Origin of the sequence: Galbitalea sp. SE-J8, assembly GCF_030345695.1 — a bacterium.
Classification (GTDB): domain Bacteria; phylum Actinomycetota; class Actinomycetes; order Actinomycetales; family Microbacteriaceae; genus JAUASV01.
Window position 1 is genome coordinate 1 of the sequence record NZ_JAUASV010000044.1, and the last position, 5,552, is coordinate 5,552.

The 5,552-nt window shown below is 56.3% G+C and carries 3 rRNA genes; all 3 read right to left on the reverse strand.

The window, feature by feature from the left end:
• Positions 1-5: 5 nt before the first annotated feature.
• Positions 6-122 (reverse strand): 5S ribosomal RNA (gene rrf / locus QT381_RS15605).
• Positions 123-249: 127 nt separating this feature from the next.
• A 23S ribosomal RNA gene (locus QT381_RS15610) occupies positions 250-3,365 on the reverse strand.
• A 446-nt stretch (positions 3,366-3,811) separates the two neighbouring features.
• Positions 3,812-5,334, reverse strand: a 16S ribosomal RNA gene (locus QT381_RS15615).
• The 16S, 23S and 5S rRNA genes sit together here, the layout of an rRNA operon.
• Positions 5,335-5,552 lie beyond the last annotated feature (218 nt).

Here is a 5,552-nt window from a genome sequence, read left to right on the forward strand (position 1 = left end):
AAGAAGTCCGGCGGTGTCCTACTCTCCCACAAGGTCGCCCTTGCAGTACCATCGGCGCAGAGAGTCTTAGCTTCCGGGTTCGGAATGTGACCGGGCGTTTCCCTCTCGCTATGGCCGCCGAAACACTATTGATATATCAATGGTTTTACACGACACAACGGTGGTTGTTGTGTGTGTGGTTCCGACCGTATATCGGGAACCACATAGTGGACGCGAGCACGCTCTCCGCACCCCGTGTCGGGGTGGGGTGGTGTCAATTTGTCGGCTTATTAGTACCGGTCAGCTGCACGTGTTGCCACGCTTCCACATCCGGCCTATCAACCCAGTAGTCTGGCTGGGAGCCTCTCCCCCCGTGGGGGTTGGAAATCTCATCTTGAGGCCGGCTTCCCGCTTAGATGCTTTCAGCGGTTATCCGTTCCGAACGTAGCTAATCAGCGGTGCTCCTGGCGGAACAACTGACACACCAGAGGTTCGTCCGTCCCGGTCCTCTCGTACTAGGGACAGATCCTCTCAAATTTCCTGCGCGCGCAGAGGATAGGGACCGAACTGTCTCACGACGTTCTAAACCCAGCTCGCGTACCGCTTTAATGGGCGAACAGCCCAACCCTTGGGACCTACTCCAGCCCCAGGATGCGACGAGCCGACATCGAGGTGCCAAACCATGCCGTCGATATGGACTCTTGGGCAAGATCAGCCTGTTATCCCCGAGGTACCTTTTATCCGTTGAGCGACAGCGCTTCCACAAGCCACTGCCGGATCACTAGTCCCGACTTTCGTCCCTGCTCGACTTGTCAGTCTCACAGTCAAGCTCCCTTGTGCACTTACACTCGCCACCTGATTACCAACCAGGTTGAGGGAACCTTTGGGCGCCTCCGTTACTTTTTGGGAGGCAACCGCCCCAGTTAAACTACCCACCATGCACTGTCCCTGAACCGGATCACGGTCCGAAGTTAGATATCCAGAGTGACCAGAGTGGTATTTCAACAATGACTCCACCCGAACTGGCGTCCGGGTTTCACCGTCTCCCACCTATCCTACACAAGCCACACCGAACACCAATACAAAGCTGTAGTAAAGGTCACGGGGTCTTTCCGTCCTTCTGCGCGTAACGAGCATCTTTACTCGTAGTGCAATTTCGCCGAGTTCGCGGTTGAGACAGCTGGGAAGTCGTTACGCCATTCGTGCAGGTCGGAACTTACCCGACAAGGAATTTCGCTACCTTAGGATGGTTATAGTTACCACCGCCGTTTACTGGGGCTTCAATTCGCAGCTTCGCCTTGCGGCTGACCGCTCCTCTTAACCTTCCAGCACCGGGCAGGCGTCAGTCCGTATACATCGTCTTGCGACTTAGCACGGACCTGTGTTTTTAGTAAACAGTCGCTTCCCACTGGTCTCTGCGGCCATCAACGCTGCCGGCAGCAAGTGCCATGACGTGTCAGGCCCCCCTTCTCCCGAAGTTACGGGGGCATTTTGCCGAGTTCCTTAACCACGATTCTCTCGATCTCCTTGGTATTCTCTACCTGACCACCTGAGTCGGTTTAGGGTACGGGCGGCTGGAACCTCGCGTCGATGCTTTTCTCGGCAGCATAGGATCACCGAATTCTCCCGTGAGGGATATGCGTCGGATCTCAGGCATCGTGAGAGACGGATTTGCCTATCTCTCGCCCTACATCCTTACCCCGGGACAACCATCGCCCGGTACGGCTACCTTCCTGCGTCACACCTGTTAATACGCTAGCCGCACCAGCACGGGGTCGAGCGTTAGACCGCACCTCATCACCCCGAAGGGATCCGATGGCACGGGTTAGGACTCTTAGCACTACTGGATTGGCTTGGGCGGTTCTTCGCCGGTACGGGAATATCAACCCGTTGTCCATCGACTACGCCTGTCGGCCTCGCCTTAGGTCCCGACTTACCCAGGGCAGATTAGCTTGACCCTGGAACCCTTGGTCTTTCGGAGGACGGGTTTCTCACCCGTCTTTCGCTACTCATGCCTGCATTCTCACTCGTGTGGCGTCCACGGCTGGATCACTCCGCCGCTTCACTCGCCACACGACGCTCTCCTACCACTCCGCATGCCTGGACACGAATGCCTGGCTATCATGCGAAATCTACAACTTCGGTGGTGTGCTTGAGCCCCGTTACATTGTCGGCGCGGAATCACTTGACCAGTGAGCTATTACGCACTCTTTCAAGGGTGGCTGCTTCTAAGCCAACCTCCTGGTTGTCTATGCAACTCCACATCCTTTCCCACTTAGCACACGCTTAGGGACCTTAGTTGGTAGTCTGGGTTGTTTCCCTCTCGACGATGAAGCTTATCCCCCACCGTCTCACTGCTGCGCTCTCACTTACCGGCATTCGGAGTTTGGCTGACGTCAGTAACCCGTTGAGGCCCATCGGCCATCCAGTAGCTCTACCTCCGGCAAGAAACACGCAACGCTGCACCTAAATGCATTTCGGAGAGAACCAGCTATCACGAAGTTTGATTGGCCTTTCACCCCTACCCACAGCTCATCCCCTCCATTTTCAACTGAAGTGGGTTCGGCCCTCCACGACGTCTTACCGTCGCTTCAGCCTGGCCATGGGTAGATCACTTCGCTTCGGGTCTAGGACCAGCGACTGAATCGCCCTATTCAGACTCGCTTTCGCTACGGCTACCCCACACGGGTTAACCTCGCCACTGATCACTAACTCGCAGGCTCATTCTTCAAAAGGCACGCTGTCACCCCAACAAGGAGGCTCCAACGGTTTGTAAGCAGACGGTTTCAGGTACTATTTCACTCCCCTCCCGGGGTACTTTTCACCTTTCCCTCACGGTACTTGTCCGCTATCGGTCATCTGGGAGTATTTAGGCTTACCAGGTGGTCCTGGCAGATTCACACGGGATTTCTCGGGCCCCGTGCTACTTGGGATACTCTCCACGCCAGAGCAGCAATTTCGACTACGGGGTTGGCACCCTCTATGACCAGCCTTTCAAAACTGTTCGTCTATCACCCTCTGTAACGCTCACGGAACGGCAGTCCCGAACGGAAAGTCCCACAACCCCGACCATGCAACACCTGCCGGCTATCACACATGATCGGTTTAGCCTCATCCGGTTTCGCTCGCCACTACTAACGGAATCACTGTTGTTTTCTCTTCCTGTGGGTACTGAGATGTTTCACTTCCCCACGTTCCCTCTACCCGCCCTATATATTCAGGCGGGAGTCACCAGGTCAGCTCACGCCGCCTAGCGGGGTTTCCCCATTCGGACACCCTCGGATCACAGCTCTGTTACCAGCTCCCCGAGGCTTATCGCAGGTTCATACGTCCTTCTTCGGCTCCAGATGCCAAGGCATCCACCGTCTGCTCTTAGAAAATTGATCCACATGAGCGGCCCCACCGCAAAAAACGACGGGACCCTGTTTGTTTATCGAAACGCGCACCCACCCCGAGCCCACCCGAAGGCGACCCCAGGACCACGCACGCGCTTCTAAGATGCTCGCGTCCACTGTGTAGTTCTCAACATACGGGCGGTACCCGCCCCACCAGCAGTCAACCGCTGACAGGCACGAGTCCCGAGATCCCAGACGACCACACGTCCCCGCGCAGCCGGCCCGGTCCCTCAGGACCCAACAGCGTGCAACGCCACCCACCCCCACACCCAACCCGTTCCCACCACCGCGACAAGCGCACGTGGCGTACTGAGATCAAGCGCATCAGCGCATGGCCCATGTCACATGTTCCACCCATGAGCTAACCGGCGAGAACATCCGTCTCGATCCGGCGCCTGGACGATCCACCCGAAGGCATCACGCCAGAAGCTCCTTAGAAAGGAGGTGATCCAGCCGCACCTTCCGGTACGGCTACCTTGTTACGACTTAGTCCTAATCACCGATCCCACCTTCGACGGCTCCCTCCACAAGGGTTGGGCCACCGGCTTCGGGTGTTACCGACTTTCATGACTTGACGGGCGGTGTGTACAAGGCCCGGGAACGTATTCACCGCAGCGTTGCTGATCTGCGATTACTAGCGACTCCGACTTCATGAGGTCGAGTTGCAGACCTCAATCCGAACTGAGACCGGCTTTTTGGGATTCGCTCCACCTCACGGTATTGCAGCCCTTTGTACCGGCCATTGTAGCATGCGTGAAGCCCAAGACATAAGGGGCATGATGATTTGACGTCATCCCCACCTTCCTCCGAGTTGACCCCGGCAGTCTCCTATGAGTTCCCGCCATAACGCGCTGGCAACATAGAACGAGGGTTGCGCTCGTTGCGGGACTTAACCCAACATCTCACGACACGAGCTGACGACAACCATGCACCACCTGTATACCGACCTTGCGGGGGAACCATCTCTGGAACTTTCCGGTATATGTCAAGCCTTGGTAAGGTTCTTCGCGTTGCATCGAATTAATCCGCATGCTCCGCCGCTTGTGCGGGCCCCCGTCAATTCCTTTGAGTTTTAGCCTTGCGGCCGTACTCCCCAGGCGGGGAACTTAATGCGTTAGCTGCGACACAGAAACCGTGGAATGGTCCCTACATCTAGTTCCCAACGTTTACGGCGTGGACTACCAGGGTATCTAATCCTGTTCGCTCCCCACGCTTTCGCTCCTCAGCGTCAGTTACGGCCCAGAGATCTGCCTTCGCCATCGGTGTTCCTCCTGATATCTGCGCATTCCACCGCTACACCAGGAATTCCAATCTCCCCTACCGCACTCTAGTCTGCCCGTACCCACTGCAGGCTGGAGGTTGAGCCTCCAGTTTTCACAGCAGACGCGACAAACCGCCTACGAGCTCTTTACGCCCAATAATTCCGGATAACGCTTGCACCCTACGTATTACCGCGGCTGCTGGCACGTAGTTAGCCGGTGCTTTTTCTGCAGGTACCGTCACTCTCGCTTCTTCCCTACTAAAAGAGGTTTACAACCCGAAGGCCGTCATCCCTCACGCGGCGTTGCTGCATCAGGCTTCCGCCCATTGTGCAATATTCCCCACTGCTGCCTCCCGTAGGAGTCTGGGCCGTGTCTCAGTCCCAGTGTGGCCGGTCACCCTCTCAGGCCGGCTACCCGTCGTCGCCTTGGTGAGCCATTACCTCACCAACAAGCTGATAGGCCGCGAGCTCATCCCAGACCGAAAAATCTTTCCAAACACAGAAGATGCCTTCGAGTCTCATATCCAGTATTAGACGTCGTTTCCAACGCTTATCCCAGAGTCCGGGGCAGATTGCTCACGTGTTACTCACCCGTTCGCCACTGATCCAGAAGAGCAAGCTCCCCCTTCACCGTTCGACTTGCATGTGTTAAGCACGCCGCCAGCGTTCATCCTGAGCCAGGATCAAACTCTCCATAAAAGAACAATGCGAACCCCGCCGGGAAAACGGTGAGGGAACGCGAGTTTGTCTGACCAAAGACTGTCTACTGACAATCAATTAATCCAAAGGAATTCTCAACGACTCCGAAGAGCCGACGAGGATAATTTGGCATATGACATAGTGCACGCTGTTGAGTTCTCAAGGATCGGACACACCCGCCCCCACACGTCACCGCGCAGGCCCTCGGGGCTGATCTC